The organism is Nocardiopsis sp. NPDC006832 (assembly GCF_040635885.1).
Lineage (GTDB): Bacteria > Actinomycetota > Actinomycetes > Streptosporangiales > Streptosporangiaceae > Nocardiopsis.
Map to the genome: position 1 here is coordinate 57735 of NZ_JBEYLC010000026.1, position 22803 is coordinate 80537.

Below are 22803 nucleotides of genomic sequence, written 5' to 3' on the forward strand. Positions count from 1 at the left end.
AAGGAGGCAGGGGCGCCCTCCCCGGCCCACGCCGGAGTGGTCGCCCCGAGAACACGATGACCGACCAAGTGAGCGCGCCCTCCGAGTCGCCCACCCCCGAAACCCTCACCGGTTCGGCGGCCCCGCCAAGGCCCACCCTGGGGACCTACGCCCGGCTGGCCAAGCTCGACATCGTCGACTACTACATCGGTCTGCCGTTGGTGTTCGCCCTGACGCTGCCCCTGTTGGGCATGCGCGTCGACACGATCGGGTTCCTCCTGCTGATCCTGGTCGCCGAGATCGCGGTGGTGGCCGCCATGGTCGCCTTCGACGACGTCACCGGCCACCGGGACGGTTCCGACGCCGCCAACTACGGTTCCGACGCGGCCCGCCGCCGACTGGCCCGCAAACCCCTGGTCGCCGGGACGCTCACCGAGCCCCAGGCACTGCGCTTCGGGCGGGTGGCGACCGTCGCGAGCGTCGCCCTGTGGACCCTGGTGGTGGCGCTGGCCCCGCACCGGCCGCTGTGGGCCGTCATCGGCGCCGCCCTGTGCCTGGTCGCGTCGGTCCAGTACTCCTGGGGACTGAAGATCAGCTACCGGGGTTTCCAGGAGATCTTCCTCGTCGGCCTGGGCGTGGGGTGGATCCTGGTGCCCTACGGGCTGCTCATCGGGCACGTCGACGGGTTCGTCGTCGTCCAGGCGTTGATCTTCGGTGGCGGCCCGATGATCTTCGGCCTGTACTCCAACACCAACGACGCCGACGGGGACCGGGCCGCCGGACGGATCACCGTCGCCACGATGGTCTCGCCGCGCGTCAACTCGATCTTCATCATCGCGCTCACCGCGGTGGAGACCCTGCTGGTCACCGCATCGCATCTGGTCGGCATCGCGCCCTGGTGGTTCCCCCTCGCCCTGCTGCCCGTCATCGCGCTGCGCGTGACCCAGCTCTTCATCGGGTTCGTCCTCGGCGACATCCTGCGGGCGCGACGCATGGCCATCCACACCCACCGCGTCACGGTCGTCCTGCTCATCGGCGCCAACCTGATCGCCGCCTTCCTCATGGGGGCGTCGTGAACACACCGATCGACGTGGCGGTGGTCGGCGCCGGTCCCGCCGGGTTGGCGACGGCGCACCTGTTGGCCGGGGCGGGGCGCGGCGTCCGGGTCCTGGAGTCCGCCGACGCCGTGGGCGGACGGACACGCACCCTGCGCACCGAGGGCCACCTCATCGACACCGGCGCCGAGATGATTCCGTCGGCCGACGCCTACCCGGCGACCTGGCGGCTCATCCGGGCGATGGGGCTCGACGGCGACCCCGAGGCGATCCCCCTGGTACGCGACGCCCTGTCGGTGAGGTGGAGGGGGCGATCCCATCGGCACGCGGGGCGCCCCCTGGGATTGCTCACCGGGATGGGCCTGTCCCCGCGCGCCCGCTGGGACCTGGCGCGTCTGCAACTGAGCCTGGGCCGGGCGGGCCTGGACCCCGAGCACCCCGAGAGGGCCGGGCCGGGGGAGACGACCATCGCCGACCTGCTCCGCCCTCATCACCCGCAGTTGCGCGAACGGCTGTTGGGTCCCCTGGCGGCGGGGTTCTTCGGCTGGCCCGCGGACCGGGCGGTGGCCGCGCCCTTCGCCGCACACCTGGTGGCCTCCGGAAGCACCGCGACCTGGCGCACCTACCGGGACGGGATGGACACCCTTCCCCGGGCCCTGGCCGCCCGGCTCGACGTGCGCACCGACCACCCGGTCACCGCGGTGGCCCCCGGCCCGGACGGGGTACGCCTGGACTCACCGCGAGGCGCGCTCACCGCACGGGCGGTCGTCCTGGCCGTGCCCGCCCCCGTCGCCGCGCGCCTGTACCCGGACGCGCCCACGGTCGAACACGAGTACCTGGCGGCCTGTGGGTACGCGCCGATGCTCCGACTGTCCCTGATGTTGGACGCCCCACTGTCCCCGCGCGGTGCCCGCCGAGGCTTCGCCCACCTGGTGCCCGACGACCCCCTGATCGGGGTGGTCACCATCGACCACGCCAAACATCCCGGACGGGCGCCGCGGGGGCGAGGCCTGATCTCGCTGATCGCCACCCCCACGGCGGCGCGGGACCTGCTCGACGCCCCCGACGAGGAGGTGACCCGGCGATTCCTGGCAAGGGTCGAACGCTACCTGCCCGGTGCGGGGGCGCGCGTGCGCGGGGCGGTCACGCACCGTTTCCGGCACGGTCTGCCCCTGCCCGAACCACGAACGATGTCCGCGCGCCCCGCCTTCGTCGACCGTCCCCTGGCGGCCGTCGACTACGCGGGGGACTGGATCTCCTCTCGACCCTGCAGTGAGGGGGCGGTGGCGTCGGCTTACACGGCGGCCGAACGCGTCTTCGCCTTCCTCACCGCGACCCGCGAACCCACTCCGATCGAGGCAACGTGATACCGAGCAAACCCATCCACCTGGGCACCCTCTTCGACGACCTGACCATGCGCGGGTCCACCACCGCCGTGCGCCTGAGCCGGCCCCTGGACATCGCCCCGGAAGCGGGCGTCGAACTCGACGTGCCGGGTGCCCGCACCCTGGTCCATCGGATCTGTGGATGGTTCGCCCAGGCCGGGGTCCGATCGGGCGACCGCGTCGCCATCGCCAAACGCAACCACTGGGACTACGTCCTGCTCGCCTGCGCCGCCGCGCGCATGGGAGCGGTTCCCGTGTCGCTGTCGGCCCACCTGGCGCCGTCGGCCCTGGCGACCCTGCTCCGGAGGTCGGAACCGGCGCTGCTGGTCACCGACACCGCCCTGCTGCTCGGCGCGAGGGACGCCGGACACGACCCCTCGCTCCACGCCGCCCGGACCCTGGTGGTGGACGGGGACGTCGAGGGCGCGCTCACCCTCGACGACGTGCGCGGGGGCACCGCGCCCCCACCGCGCCGCCCGCACCTGGACGCCCCACTGACGATCATGCACACCTCCGGCACCACCGGTGTGCCGAAACTGGCCGTGCACTCCACCCGAACCCTCATGCGCAGGTTGGCCGGGTTCGAATCCCACCGGTGGCCGATCCTGGGCAGCCGCCGCGACGACACCGTCACCTCCTCGATCTCCTTCGCCCACGGCCGCGCCCTGGCCTGGACCGCCGGGGTGCTGTGGCTGTTCCCCGACGCGCTCTCGGCGATCACCTCGCCGGACCTGGAGGAAGCCGGGCCCGCGCTGCGCCTGCACCGACCCACCGTCCTGGAGGCCCAACCCGCGACCCTGGCGCGCTGGCAGCGCCACCTCGGCCAGGAGGGACCACGGGAGGGGCTACGACGGGTGCGGCTGTTCGTCAGCACCTTCGACGCCGTGCACCCCTCCACCGTCCGCACGTTCCTCGACGCCAGCGAACGCCGGTTCCCGGTGTGGATGCAGGGATGGGGCCAGAGCGAGACGGGACCGCTGACCTTCCGCTTCTTCACCCGCCGGTCGCTGTCCCGACGTCAGGGTGTCGGCGCCACCACCCGCGACCTGGGGCGACCGATCCCGGGCCGGACCCGGTTGCGCGCCGTGGACCCCCGCACCCTGCGCCCCCTCCCGGCCGGGGAGGAGGGCCTGCTGTTCTGTCGTACCGAAGCCCTGTGCCTGGGCTACGTCGGGGAGGAGGGGCGCTGGCGGGACAAGCTCGTGGGCTCTTGGTGGAACACCGGCGACATCGGCTCCATCGACCGCACCGGCGCGGTCCGCTTGGTGGACCGTGAGGTGGACGGCCTGACCGAGGGAGGTTGCCTGGAGATCGAGGACGTCGTCGACGAGCGACTCCCCCGGGTACTGGAATGCGTCGTGCTCGGCGTCGCCGAGGGGCCGCCCGTCCCGGTGTTGGCCACCGAGGACGGGACCCTGGACCCGGGGGAGTGGAAGAAGGCCGTCGAGGACCTGCCGACGATGGCCGACCCGATGGTCCTCACCTGGGACGAACTGCCGTGTACCGGGACCGGCAAGGTACGGCGGGGCGCGTTGCGGGAGAAACTGGGCCTGTCCTTCGGAGGCCGTGGGACGGGGCGGTGGACGTGACCGCGACGGCGGCCGTCGCGGCACCGTTGACGGGGACCATGGTGCGGGCCGTGGGCGACACGGTGCCGGTACGCGTGGCGATCTCCCGGTTGCGGGAACTGGGCTGTGCGGTCGAACGGGTGGGCGAGGCCCCGCCCGACCCCGGGTCCGCCGGACGGATCGACCTGCTCCCCGGCCCCGCAGGCCCCGCGGGACCGCCCGCGGGCTGCGACATCACGTGGTCGACCTCCTCGGTGCCCCTGTACGGCGAACGCGACGTCCAGGCCGCGTGCGGTCTGGCCCACCTGCACGGCCGTGCGCGGGGCCGCGACCGGTTCCTGCCGATCGACTACGCGTCGGTGTGCGCGGGCGTGCTCGCGGTGCAGGCGGTGCTGGCGACGAAACTGACCCTGGAGCGCGGTGGACCGGCGCTGCGGGGGTCGGTGTCGGTGGCCGGGGCGGCGTTGATGGCAGTCGCCCCCTACGTCGCCGAGGCCACCGCGACACGGGGGACACCGCCGCAAGAGCACCCGGGGCAGGCACCGCCGTTCCGTTCCTCGGACGGGGTCCGCTTCGAGGTCGAGACCCTCGATCCCGAGGCGTGGCTCCTGTTCTGGCGGACGTCGGGCGCACCCATGGAGGCGATCGCCGCAGGGTGGGCACCATTCCAACGACGCTTCGCCACCGCGGTGTGTCCGCTGCCCGAGGCGCTGTTCGACACCCTCGCCGCACGGTCGTTCGCGGTCGTGCGCGACATCGCCCGAGAGTGCGCGGTGGGGGCCGTCCCCTTGCGCTCACCGGGGGAGAACACCGAGGAGGGACCTTCCTCACCCGGCCGACTACGCGACCTGGACGCGATGCCCGGCACGCCCCTGCCCTCGTGGCCGGGCAACGGGACCGCGCCCCTGTCCGGGCTGCGCCTGGTGGAGGCCACCAACCGGGTCCAGGGCCCCTTGGCGGGGCTGGCGCTGACCCTATTGGGCGCCGAGACGGTGCGCGTCGAACCGCCGGGCGGTGATCCCATGCGCGGGGTGCCACCCCTGGCGGGAGGGGTCTCGGCCCGCTTCGCCGCGTTCAATCGGGGCAAGGACGCGGTCGAGTGCGACCTGAGGAGCACCGAGGGCCGTCGCGCGGCGGGCGAGTGGGCGGCGCGGGGGCACGTTCTGCTCTACAACTGGCCACCCGGCCGGGCCGAACGGTTCGGGCTGGGCGTCGACGACCTCACGGCTCGTGCCCCGGGTCTGGTGCACATCCACGCCGAGGGTTGGGCCGGTGAGGAACCCGACCCGGGGGCTCCGGCCACCGACTTCTCGATCCAGGCCCACGGCGGGATCGCCCACCTGCTGGCCGACGACGACACCGGCCCTGCTCCCTCCCTGGTCACCCTCACCGACGTGCTCGGCGCCCTGCTGGCGGCCGAGGCCGCCCTGGCCGGACTGTTGCTACGTGCCCGCACGGGTGCCGGTGTCGCCGGCCGCACGGCGCTGGTCGACGCCGCCCGCCTGCTCCGGTGGGCCGGTCGCGGCCGTGCCGGTTCGACCGGGCACGGCACGCCGCCGGTCGCGGACCCGGAAACCGTCGCCCGGAACTTCCCCGAGGCGTTCACCCGGGAGCACGGGGTCGCCCTGCCCCGCGCGCCCTGGACGTTCGCGCCCCTGGACGGGGAGGCGCCGCGATGACCTGGACCTCCTCGGCGGGCATGACCCTGCCCGACCTCGTACCCGCCGGCCTCCGTGAACGATGGGTCCAAGAGGGGACATGCCCGGGACGGGACCTGTACTCCCTGTTCCTGGACACCGTGCGTGCGGACCCCGGGCGCGAGGCGATCGTGGACGCCCACGGCGCCCTGGACCGCGCGGGGCTGGCCGCGCGGGCCGGCCGGGCCGCCGCGGCCCTGACCGTTCACGGGTGCGGTGAACGCGACGTCGTCGCGGTGCTGCTGCCCGACGGCCGGGACGCGATCGCCGTCGAACTCGGCATCGCCGCCCTGGGCGCGGTCGCCCTCCCGATCCCCTACGGGCGCTCCCGGGCCGACGTGCTCTCCCTGGTGGAGCGGTCCCGCGCAAGGCTGGTGGTCACCGACACCGGTCGGGTCGACGACCTGGGACGGACCTCCCACTGGTGCGTCGACACCGGGGGACTGGACACGAACGGCCCGTTCGCGCACACGCCGGTTCCCGAACCGGCGCGGCCCGACTCCGACTCGCCCGCCCGCATCCTCGTCTCCTCGGGATCGGAGGGCGCACCGGGCATGGTCGCCTACTCCCACGACGCCATGGCCGGGGGACGGGGCAACTACGCGCGGGCGCTACTGGGCGGCGCCGGCCCCGTCCGAGCGCTGATCCCGGTCCCCCTGGCCTCGTCCTTCGGTTCGTTGGGCATCGTGTCCCTGATCCGGCTCGGGGCGACCCTGATCGTTCCGGGACGCTTCGATCCCGTGGCCGCGCTGCGCTCCATCGAACGCCACCGGCCCACCCACGTGATCGGCGTGCCCACGATGCTGCGCCGCATCGCCCTGGTGGAAGAGGGCGTCGATACCTCGTCGCTGCGGGCCCTGGTGGCCAGCGGGGCGCCTCTGCACCGGGACGTTCTGGACCTGTGCCGGGAGCGCTTCGGCCGGCCCGTGATCAACGTCTACGGCTCCACGGACGGGGTGAACTGCCACACCGCGCACGACCCCGACCGATGGGAACCGGGCATGGCCGGTCGACCCGACCCCGAGGTCACCGAGATCCGGGTGTGCGATCCGCGAGGGCGTCCCCTGCCGGCGGGGCGGGACGGCGAGATCCTGGCCCGGGGGCCGATGACGCCCCTCTGCCAGGTCGGCGCACCCGAACTCCACGCGCGCGGGCGCACAGCCCACGGTTGGGTCCGCACCGGCGACGTCGGGCGTCTGGACGAGGACGGCACCTTGTGGGTCGTGGACCGGCTGCGCCGCACGGTGATCCGGGGGGGTGTCACCCTCTTCCCCGCACAGGTGGAGCGTGCCCTGGTCGCCCACCCCGCGCTGGCCGAGGCGCAGTGCGTGCCCGTACCCGACCCCGACCTGGGCGAACGCATGTGCGCCTGCGTCTGCTCGCTACCCGGCGTGGATCCGCCCACGCCCCGCGAACTGATCCTCCACCTGCGCGACCGGCACGGGATGGACGTTCGGGCTCTGCCCGAACACGTGCTGTTCCTGCCCGCGCTACCGCTCGGCCCGACCGGGAAGACGTGCACCTCCACCCTGACCCGGATGGCGGCCGACGCGGTGCGAGACCGACCGACCGTACTCTCAGGAGACCCCAAGTGACACAGACCGTTCCCGCCGAAGCCGGTTACGTCTTCGACAACCACAACGAGAACGCCGGCGACCAGCACCGGTTCCTGGCCGCCGCCTACGACCCCCTGACCACCCGCAGGCTCGCCGAGACCGGGGTCGGACCCGGATGGCGCTGCCTGGAGGTGGGCGCCGGGGGAGGCGGTGTCGCCCACTGGTTGGCTCGGCGGGTCGCCCCGGGCGGTGAGGTTGTGGCCACCGACATCAAGCCCGACCACATCGCCCCCGCCGAAGGACTGCGGGTCCTGCGGCACGACGTCACCCGCGACCCGCTGCCGGAGGCCGCCTTCGACCTGATCCACTCGCGTCTGGTGCTGTTGCACCTGCCCGAACGCCTGGAGGTGTTGGACCGGTTGGTGCGCGCCCTCAAACCGGGCGGGGTACTGCAACTGGACGAATTCGACATCGACTACGGGCCGTCCCTGCTCATGCCGGACTCCGAGGCCGGGGCGCTGTACGAGAGGTTCCTGGCGGCGAAGGTCGCGCTGATGCGCCGGGCCGGCGCCGACCCGGCCTGGGGGCGCCACGCCGGTGAGGCGATGCGCCGGGCCGGCCTGGTCGACGTCGATCCGCGCCCGCACGTGGAACTGTGGGACGCCGGTTCCCCGGGCGTGCACCTCATCTCCCACCACACCCGGCACCTGCGCGACGCCTTCGTGCGCGAGGGCATGACGGACGAGGACCTCGCCCGGGTGCGCGCGCTGTTGGCCGATCCCACGTTCCGGGCCTGCTCCTGCCTGACCTACTCCGTGTGGGGGCGCAGGCCCGCGTGAGCGGGGCCGCCGGCCCCGCCGGACGCCCCGGTGTCAGCGAACGGGCGGGGTCAGCGCGGTGCCCACCCCCAAACGGTTGTAGAGGTTGATCAGACCGACGGCGGTGATGAGGGCGACCATCTCCCGCTCCGAGAGATGCTCGGCGGCCCGCGCGTAGACATCGTCCGCCAGACCGTTCTCGCCGAGCCGGGTGAGGGCGTCCACGACCTCCAGGACGGCGCGTTCGGCCTCGCTGAAGTGGTCGCCCGCCTCGCGCCAGGCGGCGACCAGGGTCACGCGTTGCGCGGACACGCCGGCCTTCAGCGCCGTGTCGGTGTGCATGTCGACGCAGAACGTGCAGCCGTTGAGCAGGGAGGCGCGGAGGTCGACCAGGGCGTGCAGTTCCTCGTCGAGGGCGGCGGCGACGGTCGCGCGAAGCCGGCCCAGGTCGGCGTGGATCTCGGGCAGGTGCTGTGCCGACTGTGCACGGGGCGTACCCAATGGGGTCATCCTCTCCTCGGAGCGTCCGGGCGGGGTGCGCCGAACAGAGGAAAACTACCAAGGGTGACGTCGTCAGTGCTGTGGGTTCGCGAAAAGGTCGCCACGGCCGGCCGAGTACACGCTCAGGTGCGTGTGGGCCAGCGAGAACAGTGGAGTGGGCACACCCAGTTCCCGGCCCCGCCCCACCAGGTCACCGACGATGTGGTCGCCCTCCACCGGGTTGTCATGGGTCAGGTCCCAGTACATGGACGTGGACGTCTCGCGTTCGGTGTCACCGATGGTCTTCTCGGCGAAGGCCCGGATGTGTTCACTCGGTGGGAACCCGGCGGCGGTGGCCACAGCCATCGCCTCGGCGAACACCGCGGCGCTGAACTCCGCGCCGCCCGGGGCCCGGTTGACCCGGCCGATGGGGGCGCGCATCAGGCAGGTCGCGGCGCCCAGACTTGCCAGGAACACCCACTTGTCCCACATCCGTTGACGGATGTCCTCGGCCGCCCGAGCGGTGAAACCGACCCCGTCCAGGGCCTTGTGCACCTGGTCGAGTCCCACCACGGGGCTCGACCCCAGCGGACCGTAGATCAGCTCGCCCATCTTGCCGACCTCGACGATCTCCCCGGCCTCACCCAGCCGGGTCATCACCATGCTCACTCCGCCGTAGACACGGTCCTCGCCGAAGCGTTCGGTGAGCACGTCCAGGTGCCGCATGCCGTTGAGGAAGGGCACCACGACGGTCCGCGGCCCCACCGCCCCGGCCAGGTCGGCCACGGCCCCCTCCAGCCCGTAGGACTTCACCGCCAACAGGACCACGTCGTACTCGGGGGTGAGCTCGGCCGCGGTGACGGCGCGCACGGGCACGCTCTCGGTCTCGCCCTCCACCGTGCGCAGCACCAGACCCCGCTCGCGGAGCACCTCGGCTCGGGCCGGTCGCACCAGGAAGTCGACGTCCCGCCCGGCCTTGACCAGCCGAGCACCGAAGTACCCGCCGACCGCCCCGGCGCCCACCACAAGGATCCTCATGCCGCTCCCACTCCGTCGAACCCGCTGAACCAGGCAAAAAGGTATGACGATGGGACACCCCACCGCAAGAGCGAATGTCCCGCCTGTGGACGACCCCGTATCAGGCGAGCCGGGCCCGTTCCGAGGTCGGAGCGTCCTGACACCTCGACCCTTGCGAACGGGGTCGGGGGGACAACAGGATGGGGTCCGTGCCGACGGCCCCGACCCTCGGGCCGCGACCTTGGGAAGAGCAGGTGCCATGACCACTTCGACCACCTCCAGCCGCGTGGACGACATCCTCCACCGCAGTGCCGCGAGAACCCCCGACCGCACCGCCCTGGTCTTCGAGGACCGTACCTGGACCTACACCGAACTCGACGACGCGGTCACCCGCGCCGCCGCCCGCCTCCTGGGCCTGGGCGCGACCAAGGGCGACCGGATCGCCGCCTACGGGCGCAACTCCGACGCCTACCTCATCGGCTACCTGGCCTGCGCCCGTGCCGGCTTGGTGCACGTGCCCATCAACTTCGCCCTCCAAGGCGAGGAACTGGCCTACCTGCTCGAACAGTCCGGCAGCGGCATGGTGCTGGCCGACCCGGCGCTGCGCTCCGCGGTGGACGGGCTGCGTGCGCGCACCGGGATCGAACAGGTGCTGGAGCTGCGCGGCGGTGCCGGATCACTGCTGGCCGACGCCACGGAGGGTCCGGTCCCGGTGTTGGACGTGGAGGTCGTCGACACCGACCTGGTGCAGTTGCTCTACACCTCCGGGACCACCTCACGGCCCAAGGGCGCCATGATGACGCACCGCGCCCTGGTCCACGAGTATCTGTCGTGCCTGGTCGCCCTGGACCTGGACGCCGACGACGACCCGCTGCACGCGATGCCGCTCTACCACAGCGCCCAGATGCACGTCTTCCTCATGCCCTGGCTGGCGGTGGGCGCCACCAACACCCTGGTGGAGGCGCCCGACCCCACCGACCTGCTGCGTCGGATCGAGACCGACCGCCACGGCGCGTTCTTCGCCGCGCCCACCCTGTGGGTCGCCCTGGCCGGCCATCCCGAGTTCACCGACCGCGACCTGTCCAGCCTGCGCAAGGCCTACTACGGGGCCTCGATCATGCCCGGACCGGTCCTGGAGAAACTCCGGACGACCCTTCCCGAACTGGGGTTCTACAACTGTTTCGGGCAGAGCGAGATCGGACCGCTGGCCACCGTGCTGCGCCCCGAGGAGCACGTCGACCGCCCCGCCTCCGCCGGACGATCCGTCCTGTTCGTGGAACTTCGGGTGGTCGACGAGCAGGACCGCGACGTCGCCCCGGGAGAGTTGGGCGAGTTGGTCTTCCGATCCCCACAGCTGTGCCAGGGGTACTGGGACAAGCCGGAGGAGACCGCCGAGGCGTTCCGAGGCGGCTGGTTCCACTCCGGTGACCTGGTGCGCGCCGACACCGAGGGCTACATCGAGATCGTGGACCGGATCAAGGACGTCATCAACACCGGCGGCGTGATGGTGGCCTCCAGGGAGATCGAGGACGTGCTCTTCGCCCACGAGCAGGTGGCCGAGGCCGCGGTGGTGGGCGTGCCCGACGAGAAGTGGATCGAGGCGGTGACCGCCTTCGTGGTGCCCGCGCCCGGAGCCGACACCGACAGGCTTCCGGACGCTCTCGTCGAACACGTTCGGGAGCGGCTGGCCCCGTTCAAGGTGCCCAAGGCGGTGCGGGTGGTGACGGAACTGCCCCGCAACGCCTCGGGCAAGATCCTCAAGCGCGAACTGCGCGACTGAAGGCCTCAGCCCCGGTCCGCCGTGGAAGGGACGTCGGCTCCGTAACGGCGGGCCAGGGCGTGGAAGCCCTCCTTGGGTTCCCAGTGTCCGTCGTCGGGGGACAGACCCGACTCCAGGGCTGGCGGGCGCACGATCCCGAAGCTCGCCATGTCGCAGTCGCGGGTGGGGTCGGGGGAGTAGCGGCAGTCGCCCTCGACGAACATGCACAGGAACGCGCCGTGCACGTCCTCGGTTTCGTACACGTCGATGAGCCGCTCGATCATGTCGGCCTGGACGCCTTCGTCACGGACCGGGTTCCCCCGTACCCTCCGATCGTCCAGGTCGCGCCAGTCCAGGATGTCGGCGCCCGAGCCGCCCAGGGTCTCGGCGCCCCGGTAGGAGCAGCAGCCGAACTCGGTGACCACCACCGGTTTGCCCAGCCGGTTCAGGGCGCGCAGCCCCTGCCGGTAGGAGCCGCGGGTGAGCTCGTCGAGGTAGTAGTCCACTCCGATGATGTCGAAGGGCGTCCAGTCCACGGTCTCCCAGGTGCCCGAACCGTAGGTGAGCGGGCCCGGGAACTCCTCGCGGGCGGCGGCGACCAACCGGCGCAAGACCCTGTTCAGCCGGTGGTTGTAGTAGGAGGGCAGCATCCCGAACACGTACAGGGCCATCGTCCGGCGTCTCATGTCGCGGCCGGGGATGATGTCACGGTTGAGGATGGTGAGTTCGCAGCCCACGTTGAGCACCACCCGGTCGGGGTACTCCTCGATGAGCCGCCCGGCGAGTTCGGCGGCCCGGCCCACGTGTTCGACGAGTTCGTCGTGGCGGGCGTCCAGGGAACGGGGTTGCAGCCACACGTCCAGCCCCTGGGCCAGGGCGAAGCGGGCGGCCTGCTCCAGGCGGTCCAGGTCCTGACCGAACAGGGACACGGTGGTGCAGTGCAGGTCCTCGTGGATGACGCGCATCTCCTCGCGGACCACCTCGGGGTTCCAGCGCTCGCGTGAGTTCTGTCCGGGCACGTAGCCGGAACCGACGTCGTACATGACGCCGCGCACGGGGATCCGTCGACGTGGCAGGGCGTCCTGCTCCACCGGTACCCGAGTGAGTTCGGGGCGGGCCGCGAACAGGAACCGGATCGCCAGGTAGGCGGCGAAGGCACCGCCCATGTTCACCCCCAGGTTCCAGGCCCCGGAGCCGGCACCGAAGGAGAGGTCGACGCCGTGCAGCACGATGGCGGTGGCGGTCAGGGCCAGACGCACGCCCACCCCGGCCCAGACCCCGCCGGTGGTCATGCGCAACAGGCCGGTGAGGACACCGAGGAGGACGAGGTCGAGGAGTGCGTCGGCGGACCCCATGGACATGGACACCGCGCCCGCGAACAGGACGGTCTGGACGAGGATCACGGCTACCTGTGAGAGGTGGAACCCGAGCATGTGCTGGACGTAGCCGCGAAAGACCAGTTCCTCGGGCAGGATCTGCGCGAGCGTCATCAGCGGGGCGAGCAGCAGGGCCCAGAGGAGGGCCGGGAGCAGGGCCGCGGTGTCGAGGGTGGCGTTGCCGGTGATCAGCGCGGCGCCCACGACGAGGGCGGACACGGACCAGGCGCTCAGGGCGGCGGTCACCAGTGGCGGCCAGGCCCGTCCCGGGGTGCTCAGGCCGATCGAGGACAGGGTGCGCCCGGCGGTGCGGCACAGCGCCCACACCATCGGCAGGATCACCAGGACGAACGCGGTCGAGCGGACCGCCGTCCCCAGGGGTGCGTCGGGCGTGGTGGAGAACAGGTCGATGAGCGCGTACGCGGCCACGCCGGTCAGGGCGAACACCACGACCAGTGACCCGATCCGGATCAGGTCCTCGCGTAGACGGGGGGTTCCCGGTGGGGACATGAGTGCTCCAATGAACTCCGTACACTGTTCGATTAATGTAGAACAGTGTACGGAGTTTTGGCAAAGGGGGATGTCGGGTGAGTACCGCACGAAAGAGCGTCGAGGCCACGCTGGACCTGTTGTGGACCGGTCTCGGTCGGCCCAAACGCGGGCCCCGCCACCGGCTCACCGTCCAGCGCGTGGTGGAGGCGGCCATGGTCGTCGCCGAGTCCGAGGGCGTCGAGGCGCTGTCGATGCGCAAGGTCGCCGCCCACTTGGACGTCGGCGCCGCCACCCTGTACACCTACGTGCCCGACAAGGCCGCCCTGTTGGCCCTGATGGTCGACGAGATGACCGGTCAGGCGCCGCTCCCGCACACCCGCCCGGGCACCTGGCGGGAGAAGGTCCAGGCCTGGGCCCGTGAGGACCTGGCCTCCTTCCGCGCGCACCCTTGGCTGGTCGAGATCACCTCCGGCCCGTTCATCGGCCCCCACGCCTTCGCGTGGACCGACTCGGCCATCCGCGTCTTCGACGGCACCGGGCTCGACGCCGAGGAGGCCCTCGCCGTGGTGGAGGCCGTCGACGGTCTCGTCCAGGGGCACGTCGCCAAGGTGATCGAGGCCGACCGCGCCCGAGGCTGGGTCGATCCCGAAGGGCGCTCCTTCGCCACGATCCAGGAGGGCTACCTGACCACGCATCGGATCGAGGCCGGCCGTTTCGAGGCCATCGAACGTCTCCGGGACCCCTACGAGCCCGTGCGGGTCTTCGAACGGGCCCTGGCATGGCTGTTGGACGGGGTCGAACGGCGCGTCGCCGAACGCGCCGCGCAGGGCCGAGCGGAGGACGGCACCCTCTGACGTGCGGATCGTTCCGGGGAAGGGGCACGGGTGTGACTTGACGCACCAACAGACTAAGTGATTTAGTCACTATATGAACAAGAACGCGCCCTCCCTGTCCGAGCGGCTCGCGGACGACATCGTGGAGATCATCCGCCAGGAGAGCCTGGCGCCCGGAGACCTCATGGCCTCCTCCCGCGAACTCGCCCAGCGATTCGACGTCACCACCCCGACCGTGCGCGAGGCGCTGCGCCGGCTGGAGGCCACCGGCGTCGTGGAGTTCAGGCACGGGTCGGGCACCTACGTGGGCGCCGGATTCAGTCGGACCCTCCTGGTCAACCCGCACCTGCCCAGGGAGAGCGGGGACTCGGTCCTGGAACTGGCCGAGGCCCGTCTGGTCCTGGAACCGCCGATCGCCGCCACGGCCGCCCGTGTGCGCGACGACGAGCAACTGGCCCAGATCGAACGCTCCACCGTCAACGCCCTGCACCCGCCCCGCTTCGACGCCGAGGCACCCGTGCACTTCCACGTCGCGCTCGCCGCCGCCACCGGCAACACCCTGCTGCGGGAGACCGTCGAGGCGCTGCTCTTCGTGCGTTCACGCGAACAGGTAGAGATCAGGCACCGATACCACGACCGCGAACGCGACCACGCCGAGCACCTGGAGATCCACACCGCGGTCAAGGACCGGGACGCCGAGGCCGCCGAACGCCTCACCCGAGAACACCTGACCGCGATCAGGGACGCCGTGGCGGCCGCTTCGCGTGAGGCGGCGAACCGATGAGCACTTCCAGACCCCACACGCCGCGCCCCCATCACCTCGCCGACATGACCACCGAGCAGGCGGCCGAGGCCGTCACCGAGAGCCCGGTCGTCATCCTGCCCGCCGGGGCCTTCGAACAGCACGGTCCCGCCATGCCCTTGGCCACCGACCTGGTCAGGGCCGAGGCGGTGACCGATCGAGTGGCCGCACGCCTCTCCGGACGGGCCGTGATCGGCCCGAGCCTGCCGGTGGGAGTCTCCCCCCACCACATCGCCTTCGCCGGCACCCTCACCTTGTCCGTCGCCACCTTCCGCACCGTGCTGCGCGAGTACCTGGACGGGCTGTACGCGCACGGATGGCGCAAGGTCCTGGTCGTCACCGGACACGGCGGCAACAACGCGGCCCTGACCACCCTGGCCCAGGACCTGCTGGCGGAGCTGCCCGACCTCGAATTCGCGTGGTCGCCCCTGACCTCCATCGCCGCCGACGTCGTGGCCCGCATGCCCAAGAGCGAGGTCCACGGCCACTGCGGTGAGGCCGAGACCTCGCAGATGCTCCACCTGGCACCCGACCTGGTCCACACCGACCGCTTCGCCCCCGGCACCAGGAACCTGTCCGAACTCGACGCGCTGCCCCGACTCGCCCGCCGTCCCGGGCACCCCACCCTCCAGGTGCGCTACGACCGACTCAGCGCCAACGGCGTCCTGGGCGACCCGGCCCGGGCCACCGCCGAGGACGGCGCGGCCATCGTCGACCGCGTCGTCGCCGAGATCACCGAGTTCGTCGAGGAATGGCTCAAGGCCTGACCCGGCCCTGAGCGGGTCGATCCGCCGCACCAAGGCGGACCGACCCCCTCGCCCAAGCCCACCGGGCCCGCCACCGCCGCGGGCCCGGTAACGACCGAATCCACAGGCCCCCGGTCGCGTTCGCGATGGCCGAGGGTCCGCCAGCCGTACCCGAAAACGCTCCCGAGGCGTCCGCACACCGACGGAAGAGGACACCATGAGTCGCCCGCACCGACGACCCCTCGCCCGCCTGACGATCACACTCGCCCTACCCGCCCTGATCCTGTCGAGCACGTCCACAGCCGCGACCGCCGTCGCCCCGGCCCACGACACCACCGCCCCGCACCGCTCCCAAGGCTGCGCGAGCCCGCCGCCCCAAGAACCCGGGCAGAGCGTCCAACACCGCCTGAACAGCGCGGACATGGAACGCTCCTACTGGCTCCACCTGCCCGACGACTACGACGAGCACCGCGCCTGGCCCGTCGTCCTCGCCTTCCACGGACGGGGCAACACCGGTGCCGGAACCGAGGAGTTCTCCGGACTCTCCGAACTGCCCGCCGTCGTCGTCTACCCCGAAGGGGTGATCGGCCAGGGCGACGGCGACCGACAGGCCTGGCAGGGCGCCCCCTACTCCGCGCCCGGTGTGGACGACGTCGCCTTCACCCACGACCTCCTGGACACCGTCGAGTCCGATCTGTGCGTGGACCGCGCACGCGTCTACGCCACCGGAAAGTCCAACGGCGGCGGCTTCACCGCGCTCCTGGCCTGCGCCGCCGCCGAACGCGTCACCGCGATCGCCCCGGTCGCTCCGGCGCTCTACCCCCACGACCTGGACTGCGAGCCCGAGCGTCCGGTCCCCACGCTGTCCTTCCACGGCACCGAGGACGCCACGATCCCCTACACCGGAGACCCCGAGCGCGGCCTGCCCGACCTTTGGACCTGGAACGCCGAACGGGCCGAGGCCGGCGACTGCCGACCCGACCCGCGCACGCGCAGGGTCGACCCCGACGTCATCGAGTACCGCTGGACCGGCTGCGCGCCGGGAGCGGCGGTAGGACACGTCGCCATCGAGGGCGGCGGACACACCTGGCCCGGCGCCGACTCCTACAGCGGCGGCGGTCACACCACCCGGACCATCGAGGCCCATGAGGAGATGTGGCGGTTCATGAGCCGCTTCCGCCTGCCCCTCGTCTGACCCGCACCGCACAGCTCAGCTCAGGAGTACCCCATGTCCCGATCCACCTCCGGTGGCCCTGACGCCACCGGTTCCGACCACGCCGGCGACCCGACCACGGACAACGACGTCCCACTGCCGCGCATCATCCGTGCCATGGCGGTGATCGAGCGGGTCGGCAACGCGCTCCCGCACCCGTTCTGGCTGTTCTGGATCCTCGCCGCGATCCTGGGAGTGGCCAGCGCCATCATGGCGGGGCTCGACGTCTCCGTGGTCTCCCCGAGCGACGGGGAGACCGTGGTGGTCCGCAACCTGCTCAGCGGCGAGGGCATGGCGATGGCCCTGTCGACGATGATCGACAACTTCGCCGCGTTCCCGCCCATGGCGACCATCGTCGCGGTCATCATGGGCGTGGCGGTCGCCGAACGCAGCGGGTTCCTGTCCTCGCTCATGCGGGTCAGCGTCTCCCGTGTCCCCACCGGCTGGGTGGTGTTCGCGGTCGCCTTCGCCGGAACGATGTCGCACGTGGCCTCGGCCGCCGCCTACATCATCCTCGTCCCCCTCGGCGGGCTGGCCTTCCGCGCCGTCGGACGTTCACCGATCCTCGGTGTGGTCGTCGCCTACACCGCCATCGCCTCCGGCTACGACGCCAGCCCGATCCCCACCCCCAACGACGCCATCTTCGCGGGCATCACCACGGCCGCAGCCCAGGTCGTGGACCCGGGGGCCTTCGTCTCGCCGCTGAGCAACTGGTACTTCAACATCGCCTCCTCGGTGGTGCTGGCCACGGTCATCACCGTGATCACCAAGTTCGTCCTGGCCAAGCGGCCCGACCTGGACCCCGACCCGGACGCGGACCTGGAGAACATCGGTTCGCTGCACCTGAGCGACGCCGAGCGCTCCGGGCTGCGCCGCGCCCTGGTCGCGCTGATGCTCGCCCTGATCGTCCTGATCGCCATCGTCGTCCCGCAAGGCTCCCCGCTGCGCGGCGAGGACGGCGGCCTGGCCGAGTCGCCGCTGCTCACCGGGGTCGGCGCGCTGGTGGCGCTGCTGTTCGGTCTGGTCGGCATCGTCTACGGTCACCGCGTCGGCACCATCGAGAAGCCCGGCGACGTGCCCGCGCTGATGGTCCAGGGCATCAAGCAGATGGCGCCCGTCCTGGTCCTGTTCTTCGCGATCGCCCAGTTCCTGGCGTACTTCGACTGGACCCACATCGGTGACGTGATCGCGGTCCGCGCGGCCGAGGCCCTGCAGACCAGCGGCATCCCGGTGGTCGTGCTGTTCCTGTTCATCCTGGTGCTGCTGAGCCTGATCAACATCATCATCACCAGCGGTTCGGCCATGTGGGCGATCTGCGCACCCGTCCTGGTACCGATGCTCATGCTCATCGACGTGCCCGCCGAGACCACCCAGGCGCTGTTCCGGATCGCCGACTCCGGCTCGACCGCCATCACCCCGATGAGCCCCTACTTCGTGATGGCGCTCGGATTCCTGCAGCAGTACCGCAAGAGCGCCGGAATCGGCACCCTGGCCTCCTACACGTTGCCGTTGGCGATCGGCATGACGGCGGTCTGGACCCTGCTGTTCCTGGCCTGGTGGGCCCTGGGCATCCCGCTCGGCCCCGGCGCCCCGGTGCGCTGACCCAGGACACGCTCCGGCCCCGACGGTGGCACGAGGCCATCGGGGCCGGAGCCTGGCGTTCAATGGTCCACGGGCGGTTCCCCGGGCGCCGTCGCCCACGTGGTGTCGGCCTCGGTGCCCAGGTCGAACTCCAGGTGTCCGCCCTCCTCCAAGAACGACTCCGGCAGCCACGAGGCGCCGTGCTCGTCCCCGTCCAGACGTACCCCGTGCACGTACACCGAGTCCGGGCCGGCCCCGGGGGCGCTGATGGTGATCGGGCCGCGCCCCGGCGGGGTCAGGCGGACGTGGGTGAAGACCGGGCTCGACAGCAGCATCTCACCGCGCCCGGGCGCCTGCGGGAACAACCCCAACGACGCGAACACGTACCAGGCCGACATGGTCCCCAGGTCGTCGTTGCCCGGCAGGCCCGCCGGCCCCGTCCCGTACTGGGACGCGATGATCTCCCGCACCGTCTCCTGGGTCTTCCACGGCTGCGCCAACCCGTTGTACAGCCACGGCGCGTGCAACCCCGGCTGGTTGGTCGGATCGTAACGAAGCGGGTCACCGCCGCCCACCGACCACTCGCCGTCGGGGGTGCGGAAGAACCCGTCCAATCGCTCGGCGGCCACCTCGCGCCCGCCCATCGCCTCGGCCAGACCACCGACGTCGTGCGGTGCCATCCACGTGTACGTCGCCGCCGTGCCCTGCGCGAACCCGGTCCCCGACGCCGGATCGAAGGGCCCCACCCAGGAACCATCGCCGTTGCGAGCCCGCATGTACCCCGCGTCCTCGGTGGCCCGCGGGTCGAAGACGTTGCGCCAGTACCCGCCCCGATCGGCGAACATCTCGGCGTCCTCCGCAAGGCCCAGACGCCGCGCCCACTGACCCAGGGAATGATCGGCCACGGCGCCCTCCAAGGTCTCGGCCGCCCCGCCCCAACAATGGCAGTCGTCGTGCGGGGCGTACTCCAACTCCAGGTAGCGCTCCAGGTTCGGGCGCTGCCCCTCGCACTGACCCGGGCAACCCGCGTCGGACAACCCGTCCGGATGCGGTTCGGTGGCCTGGGCCCGCAACGACGCGTAGGCGGCCTCGGCGTCGAAGCCGTCCACCCCCATCGCGGCGAACGTGGCCAGGGTGATCGCGGACGGGTCGCCGGTCATCACGTGCGTGGGGCCGTTGACGTGCACCCACCGGTCCCACACGTGGCCGTTCTGCTCGGAGAAGTTCAGCAGCGACTGCGCGAAGTCCCCGGTCACCTCCGGCTCCAACAGCGCCGACAGTTGGATCTGGGCGCGGTACTGATCCCAGCCGGAGAAATTGGAGTACTGGGCGCCCTGACCGTCGACGATCCGCTGAGGTTCGCCGTCCATACCGGGGTAGCGTCCGTCCACGTCACTGACCAGGTTGGGCTGGAGCAGCGAGTGGTACAGGGACGTATAGAACTCGGTGTGGAGGTCCTCGTTCCCGCCGCCGACCGCGACCGCGCCCAACCGTTCGTTCCAGGCCTCGCTCGCCCGCTCGGCCACGGTGTCGACGGCGGCGTCGTCCTCGACCTCCGCCTCCAGATTCGCCCGGGCGCCCTCGGCGCTCACATAGGAGACCCCCACGCGCATCCGCACGTCCGACCCCTCGGGGAAGGACACGTAGCCGCCCGAACCAGTTCCCCGGCGGGCGTCGCGGTCGTACCCCTCGCCACCGGAGGCGGTGGTGGCCCCGGGCATGAGTTCGTCGTCCTCCCAGGTGCCCACCTCGCTGAAGTCGGTGTCGAAGCTCGCGGTGAAGTGCAACCGGTAGTAGGAACGGCGGTTGTTCTCTCCGCCGTTGGCGCGTTGGCCACAGAAGGAGCCGGTGAGCACCGACCCGGAGACCGTCCTGGTCTCCTCGTCGATGCCGACCTCGGCCTCCTCGCTGCCGTTGAGCGAGTTGGAGGCGCGCAGCAACAGGGTGGCCGGGTCCCCCTCGGGGAAGGAGAACTCGCCCACCCCGGCCCGATCGGTCACGGTCAGGTCGGTGTGCACCCCATTGGCCAAGGTCACCGTGTAGTGGCCGGGCTCGGCGGACTCGTCCTCGTGGTCGAAGTCGCTCGCGTAGATCTCGTCGGTGGTGTCGGCGCTGGGGGAGGAGTCCACCGGAACGGTCACCGGCATGATCGGCAGGTCCCCGGCCGCGCCCGGGTGGCAACCGGCCCCGTTGACGTGTGTGAGGGCGAAGCCGCGCACCCGGGTGGTGTCGTAGTGGTAGCCGTTGGCGGCGCCGGTGTCGGTCTGGTCGCCGGGGGTCGTCGTGGGGCTCCAGGAGACCATCCCGAACGGGCGTACCGCTCCGGGGTAGGTGTTGCCGCCCCCGGCGGTGCCGATGAACGGGTCCACGTACCCGACCGGGTCGGTGACCAGGTCGGGCTCGGATTCGGAGTTCGCGGTGGGGGAGGAGGGCGCGATCAGGCTGAGGGCGAGGAGCGGCGTGCACAGCGCGGCGAGCAGGGCACGGGGCGTACGGGAGGAAGGGGGCATCGGAATCCTCTGCGGGGTGGCGGGTCAGGGAAGTGTCCCCCATCCCGTGGCCCGCGCCCAGACCCCCGGACGCGACGGAACGGGATTTCCCCGAGGCTTCCCCGCTCGGTCACCCTCCCGTGGGAGTTCGCCACCGGACCGCTCAGGCGGCGACGGTGAACATCCGCCTCGGGTGGGCGCCGGCCTCCACCTCATCCACCATCGCGACCGCGTAGTCGGCCTTGCTGATCCGGCTGCGGCCCTGATCGTCGGTGAGAAGGACGTCGCCGCCGGCCCGGTAGTGGCCGGTGCGTTCACCATCGCCGACCAGTTCGATCGGCGGCGCCAGGTAGGTCCAGAGCACGTCGCGGTTGATCTTGTAGAGGAAGAAGACCCGCTCCATGGTGCGGCCGGCCTTACGTCGGGGGCCGCGGGCAACGCTCTGCTGCCAGTGAATGGAGGTGCGAGAGGCGTCGGCGAACAGGGGGCCGGGATCGCCGACGGTGATGAGGCGGATCGGGGAACGGGCCAGTAACAGCAGCAGGTGGCGGTTGACCGAGAGGTGGTCGCGTTCGCGGCCGGCGGGCACCTGGTAGGCGTTGATCAGGACGTCGAACTCCGCGAGGTCGGGGCGGGTGAGGTCCCGGGGGTCGCGTCGGACGGCGGTAACGGGCGCGGACCATCGTTCGGGATCGTCCACGAACGCGGTCACTTCGTGGCCGCGCGCGGCGGCCTCGGTCGCTATGTGTTCGGCGAGCCCACCGGCGACGCCGATGATGCCGATCGTGCTGGTCACGGAAGTTTCGTGCATGGGAGCCCCCTGCGAATAGATGTGCGCTCCAGTCGTGTCATTCGGGGCCGGTACGGGTGGGGGTCGAGGCCGACCTCGTGGCGGAGATGTCTCCGCCACGTATTACAACTTATCCGGAGAACCCTCCGCCAAACAAGACCTCCTCGGTGTGACGAGGATTCCCACCCACCGAAAACCCCGCTCTGAACAGGGGACACATCGGATACGCTGAGGCGGAGAAGTCTCCGTGGCACCGGCCGTAGGAAGGTCCTACATGTCGACGAAGCGTGTCGAACAACTCCACGCACAGGGGCTTCGAACGCGTGCCAGCCTGCTGGAGGTCGCGCGCGAGGCCTTCGAGGAGTCCAGGGACGTCTCCCTGAACTCCATCGCCAAGAGGGCCGGGGTGGGCATCGGCACCCTGTACCGGCACTTCCCCACCCGCGAGGACCTGGTCTTCGAGCTCTACCGCGACCAGGTGCAACGGCTCACCCGGGCCTCCGGTGAACTCCTCGACGAGCACTCGCCGCAGGAGGCGTTCCGGTTGTGGCTGGAACGCTTCGCCCGCTACGCCATGACCAAGGCCGGGCTCCTGGAGGTGCTGCGCACCGCCACCGCCCACGGCCGATTCGCCCAGGTCGGGCGGGGCCCCGTGGCCGACGCCGTCGAACACCTGCTCGTCGCCAACCAACAGGCCGGCACCCTGCGCGCCGACCTGACCGCCGACGACGTCCTGCTGGCCGTGGCAGGCCTCTATCAGCTCGACCCCTCCGCCGAGGACTGGGAACGACGCGCCCACCGCCTCCTCGACCTGGCCCTGTGCGGTCTACGCCCCCGCGACTGAGCCCGGGGCGGAATGCCGCACCCACATGATCGGTGGTCGGTTCGTGAGGGAATGGGCCTTCCGGAATGGGCCTTCCGGAATGGGTCTTCCGAGAACGGCCCTTCCGGGGGCTGATCTTCTGGGAATGAGCCTTCCGGGAATGAGCCTTCCGGGAATGAGCCTTCCGGGAGCTAGTGCCGTGGCCGGGAACGTTCGCCTGGGTGAGTGATCGGTGTCAGGGTTGACCGCAACACCAGCAGCCGATCCTGGGAGCCGCGGTGTCCGCACCCCTCAAAGCCCGCAGACTCACCGATCCTGAGGGCCAAAAACTGCAACGCATCGTC

18 protein-coding genes are annotated in these 22803 nt (G+C 71.4%); 13 read left to right on the plus strand and 5 right to left on the minus strand.

All coding sequences use genetic code 11. From position 1 onward, the window contains the following. The first annotated feature begins 56 nt into the window (after positions 1-56). From ABZ717_RS14520 to ABZ717_RS14545, 6 genes are read left to right on the plus strand one after another with little or no spacing between them, the layout of a single operon-like run. Positions 57-1055: a UbiA family prenyltransferase gene (locus ABZ717_RS14520; RefSeq protein ID WP_358509664.1), complete on the plus strand. Its 999-nt coding sequence runs from the start codon at positions 57-59 to the stop codon at positions 1053-1055. After that, positions 1052-2401 carry an NAD(P)/FAD-dependent oxidoreductase gene (locus tag ABZ717_RS14525; protein WP_358509667.1) on the plus strand — a complete coding sequence of 450 codons (1350 nt, stop codon included), beginning with the start codon at positions 1052-1054 and terminating at the stop codon, positions 2399-2401. Before ABZ717_RS14520 ends, ABZ717_RS14525 begins: the two co-directional genes overlap by 4 nt. Beyond that, positions 2398-4008, plus strand: coding sequence for a class I adenylate-forming enzyme family protein (locus ABZ717_RS14530; protein ID WP_358509670.1), 1611 nt, complete (start codon positions 2398-2400; stop codon positions 4006-4008). Before ABZ717_RS14525 ends, ABZ717_RS14530 begins: the two co-directional genes overlap by 4 nt. After that, positions 4005-5666, plus strand: a complete 1662-nt coding sequence (locus ABZ717_RS14535; RefSeq protein ID WP_358509673.1) for a CoA transferase — start codon at positions 4005-4007, stop codon at positions 5664-5666. Before ABZ717_RS14530 ends, ABZ717_RS14535 begins: the two co-directional genes overlap by 4 nt. After that, entirely contained in the window at positions 5663-7279 is a 1617-nt protein-coding gene (locus tag ABZ717_RS14540) for a class I adenylate-forming enzyme family protein (protein ID WP_358509676.1), read from the plus strand. The genes ABZ717_RS14535 and ABZ717_RS14540 overlap by 4 nt, the downstream gene beginning before the upstream one ends. Further along, a complete protein-coding gene (locus ABZ717_RS14545) occupies positions 7276-8079 on the plus strand; it encodes a methyltransferase domain-containing protein (protein WP_358509679.1) in 804 nt (267 codons plus the stop codon). Before ABZ717_RS14540 ends, ABZ717_RS14545 begins: the two co-directional genes overlap by 4 nt. Before the next feature lie 33 nt (positions 8080-8112). Here the strand turns inward: ABZ717_RS14545 and ABZ717_RS14550 are convergent, their stop codons facing one another. Then, positions 8113-8559: a carboxymuconolactone decarboxylase family protein gene (locus tag ABZ717_RS14550; protein WP_358509681.1), complete on the minus strand. Its 447-nt coding sequence runs from the start codon at positions 8557-8559 to the stop codon at positions 8113-8115. A gap of 72 nt (positions 8560-8631) precedes the next feature. Further along, the gene (locus ABZ717_RS14555; RefSeq protein WP_358509684.1) at positions 8632-9576 is read right to left on the minus strand and encodes a ketopantoate reductase family protein; all 945 of its coding nucleotides are present in this window, start codon (positions 9574-9576) and stop codon (positions 8632-8634) included. A gap of 238 nt (positions 9577-9814) precedes the next feature. Between ABZ717_RS14555 and ABZ717_RS14560 the strand changes: the two genes are divergently transcribed. Continuing rightward, entirely contained in the window at positions 9815-11335 is a 1521-nt protein-coding gene (locus tag ABZ717_RS14560; RefSeq protein ID WP_358509687.1) for a fatty acyl-CoA synthetase, read from the plus strand. A gap of 5 nt (positions 11336-11340) precedes the next feature. On the opposite strand, the gene ABZ717_RS14565 is transcribed toward ABZ717_RS14560, so the two are convergent. Then, complete coding sequence (locus ABZ717_RS14565; RefSeq protein ID WP_358509690.1) at positions 11341-13200, minus strand: CPBP family glutamic-type intramembrane protease; 1860 nt, start codon at positions 13198-13200, stop codon at positions 11341-11343. 77 nt (positions 13201-13277) lie between these two features. Here ABZ717_RS14565 and ABZ717_RS14570 point away from each other — a divergent pair, with 77 nt between their 5' ends. The 5 genes from ABZ717_RS14570 to ABZ717_RS14590 all read left to right on the plus strand — a co-directional run bounded on the left by ABZ717_RS14570 (position 13278) and on the right by ABZ717_RS14590 (position 18378). After that, positions 13278-14036 carry a TetR/AcrR family transcriptional regulator gene (locus ABZ717_RS14570; RefSeq protein ID WP_358509693.1) on the plus strand — a complete coding sequence of 253 codons (759 nt, stop codon included), beginning with the start codon at positions 13278-13280 and terminating at the stop codon, positions 14034-14036. 73 nt (positions 14037-14109) lie between these two features. Beyond that, complete coding sequence (locus tag ABZ717_RS14575) at positions 14110-14799, plus strand: GntR family transcriptional regulator (RefSeq protein WP_358509696.1); 690 nt, start codon at positions 14110-14112, stop codon at positions 14797-14799. Then, on the plus strand, positions 14796-15584 hold the full coding sequence (locus ABZ717_RS14580) for a creatininase family protein (RefSeq protein WP_358509700.1): 789 nt from the start codon (positions 14796-14798) through the stop codon (positions 15582-15584). The genes ABZ717_RS14575 and ABZ717_RS14580 overlap by 4 nt, the downstream gene beginning before the upstream one ends. Before the next feature lie 196 nt (positions 15585-15780). Continuing rightward, positions 15781-16758 (plus strand): alpha/beta hydrolase-fold protein, encoded by a 978-nt coding sequence (locus ABZ717_RS14585; protein WP_358509703.1) that lies wholly within the window; start codon positions 15781-15783, stop codon positions 16756-16758. 135 nt (positions 16759-16893) lie between these two features. Then, complete coding sequence (locus ABZ717_RS14590; RefSeq protein WP_358509720.1) at positions 16894-18378, plus strand: AbgT family transporter; 1485 nt, start codon at positions 16894-16896, stop codon at positions 18376-18378. A 59-nt stretch (positions 18379-18437) separates the two neighbouring features. Here ABZ717_RS14590 and ABZ717_RS14595 read toward each other — a convergent pair whose 3' ends face one another. Both ABZ717_RS14595 and ABZ717_RS14600 read right to left on the minus strand, forming a co-directional pair. Then, positions 18438-20867 (minus strand): GH92 family glycosyl hydrolase, encoded by a 2430-nt coding sequence (locus tag ABZ717_RS14595; protein WP_358509706.1) that lies wholly within the window; start codon positions 20865-20867, stop codon positions 18438-18440. 142 nt (positions 20868-21009) lie between these two features. Further along, complete coding sequence (locus ABZ717_RS14600; protein WP_358509708.1) at positions 21010-21657, minus strand: NAD(P)H-binding protein; 648 nt, start codon at positions 21655-21657, stop codon at positions 21010-21012. 253 nt (positions 21658-21910) lie between these two features. Here ABZ717_RS14600 and ABZ717_RS14605 point away from each other — a divergent pair, with 253 nt between their 5' ends. Continuing rightward, on the plus strand, positions 21911-22480 hold the full coding sequence (locus tag ABZ717_RS14605) for a TetR/AcrR family transcriptional regulator (protein ID WP_358509711.1): 570 nt from the start codon (positions 21911-21913) through the stop codon (positions 22478-22480). The last annotated feature ends 323 nt before the right edge of the window (positions 22481-22803 follow it).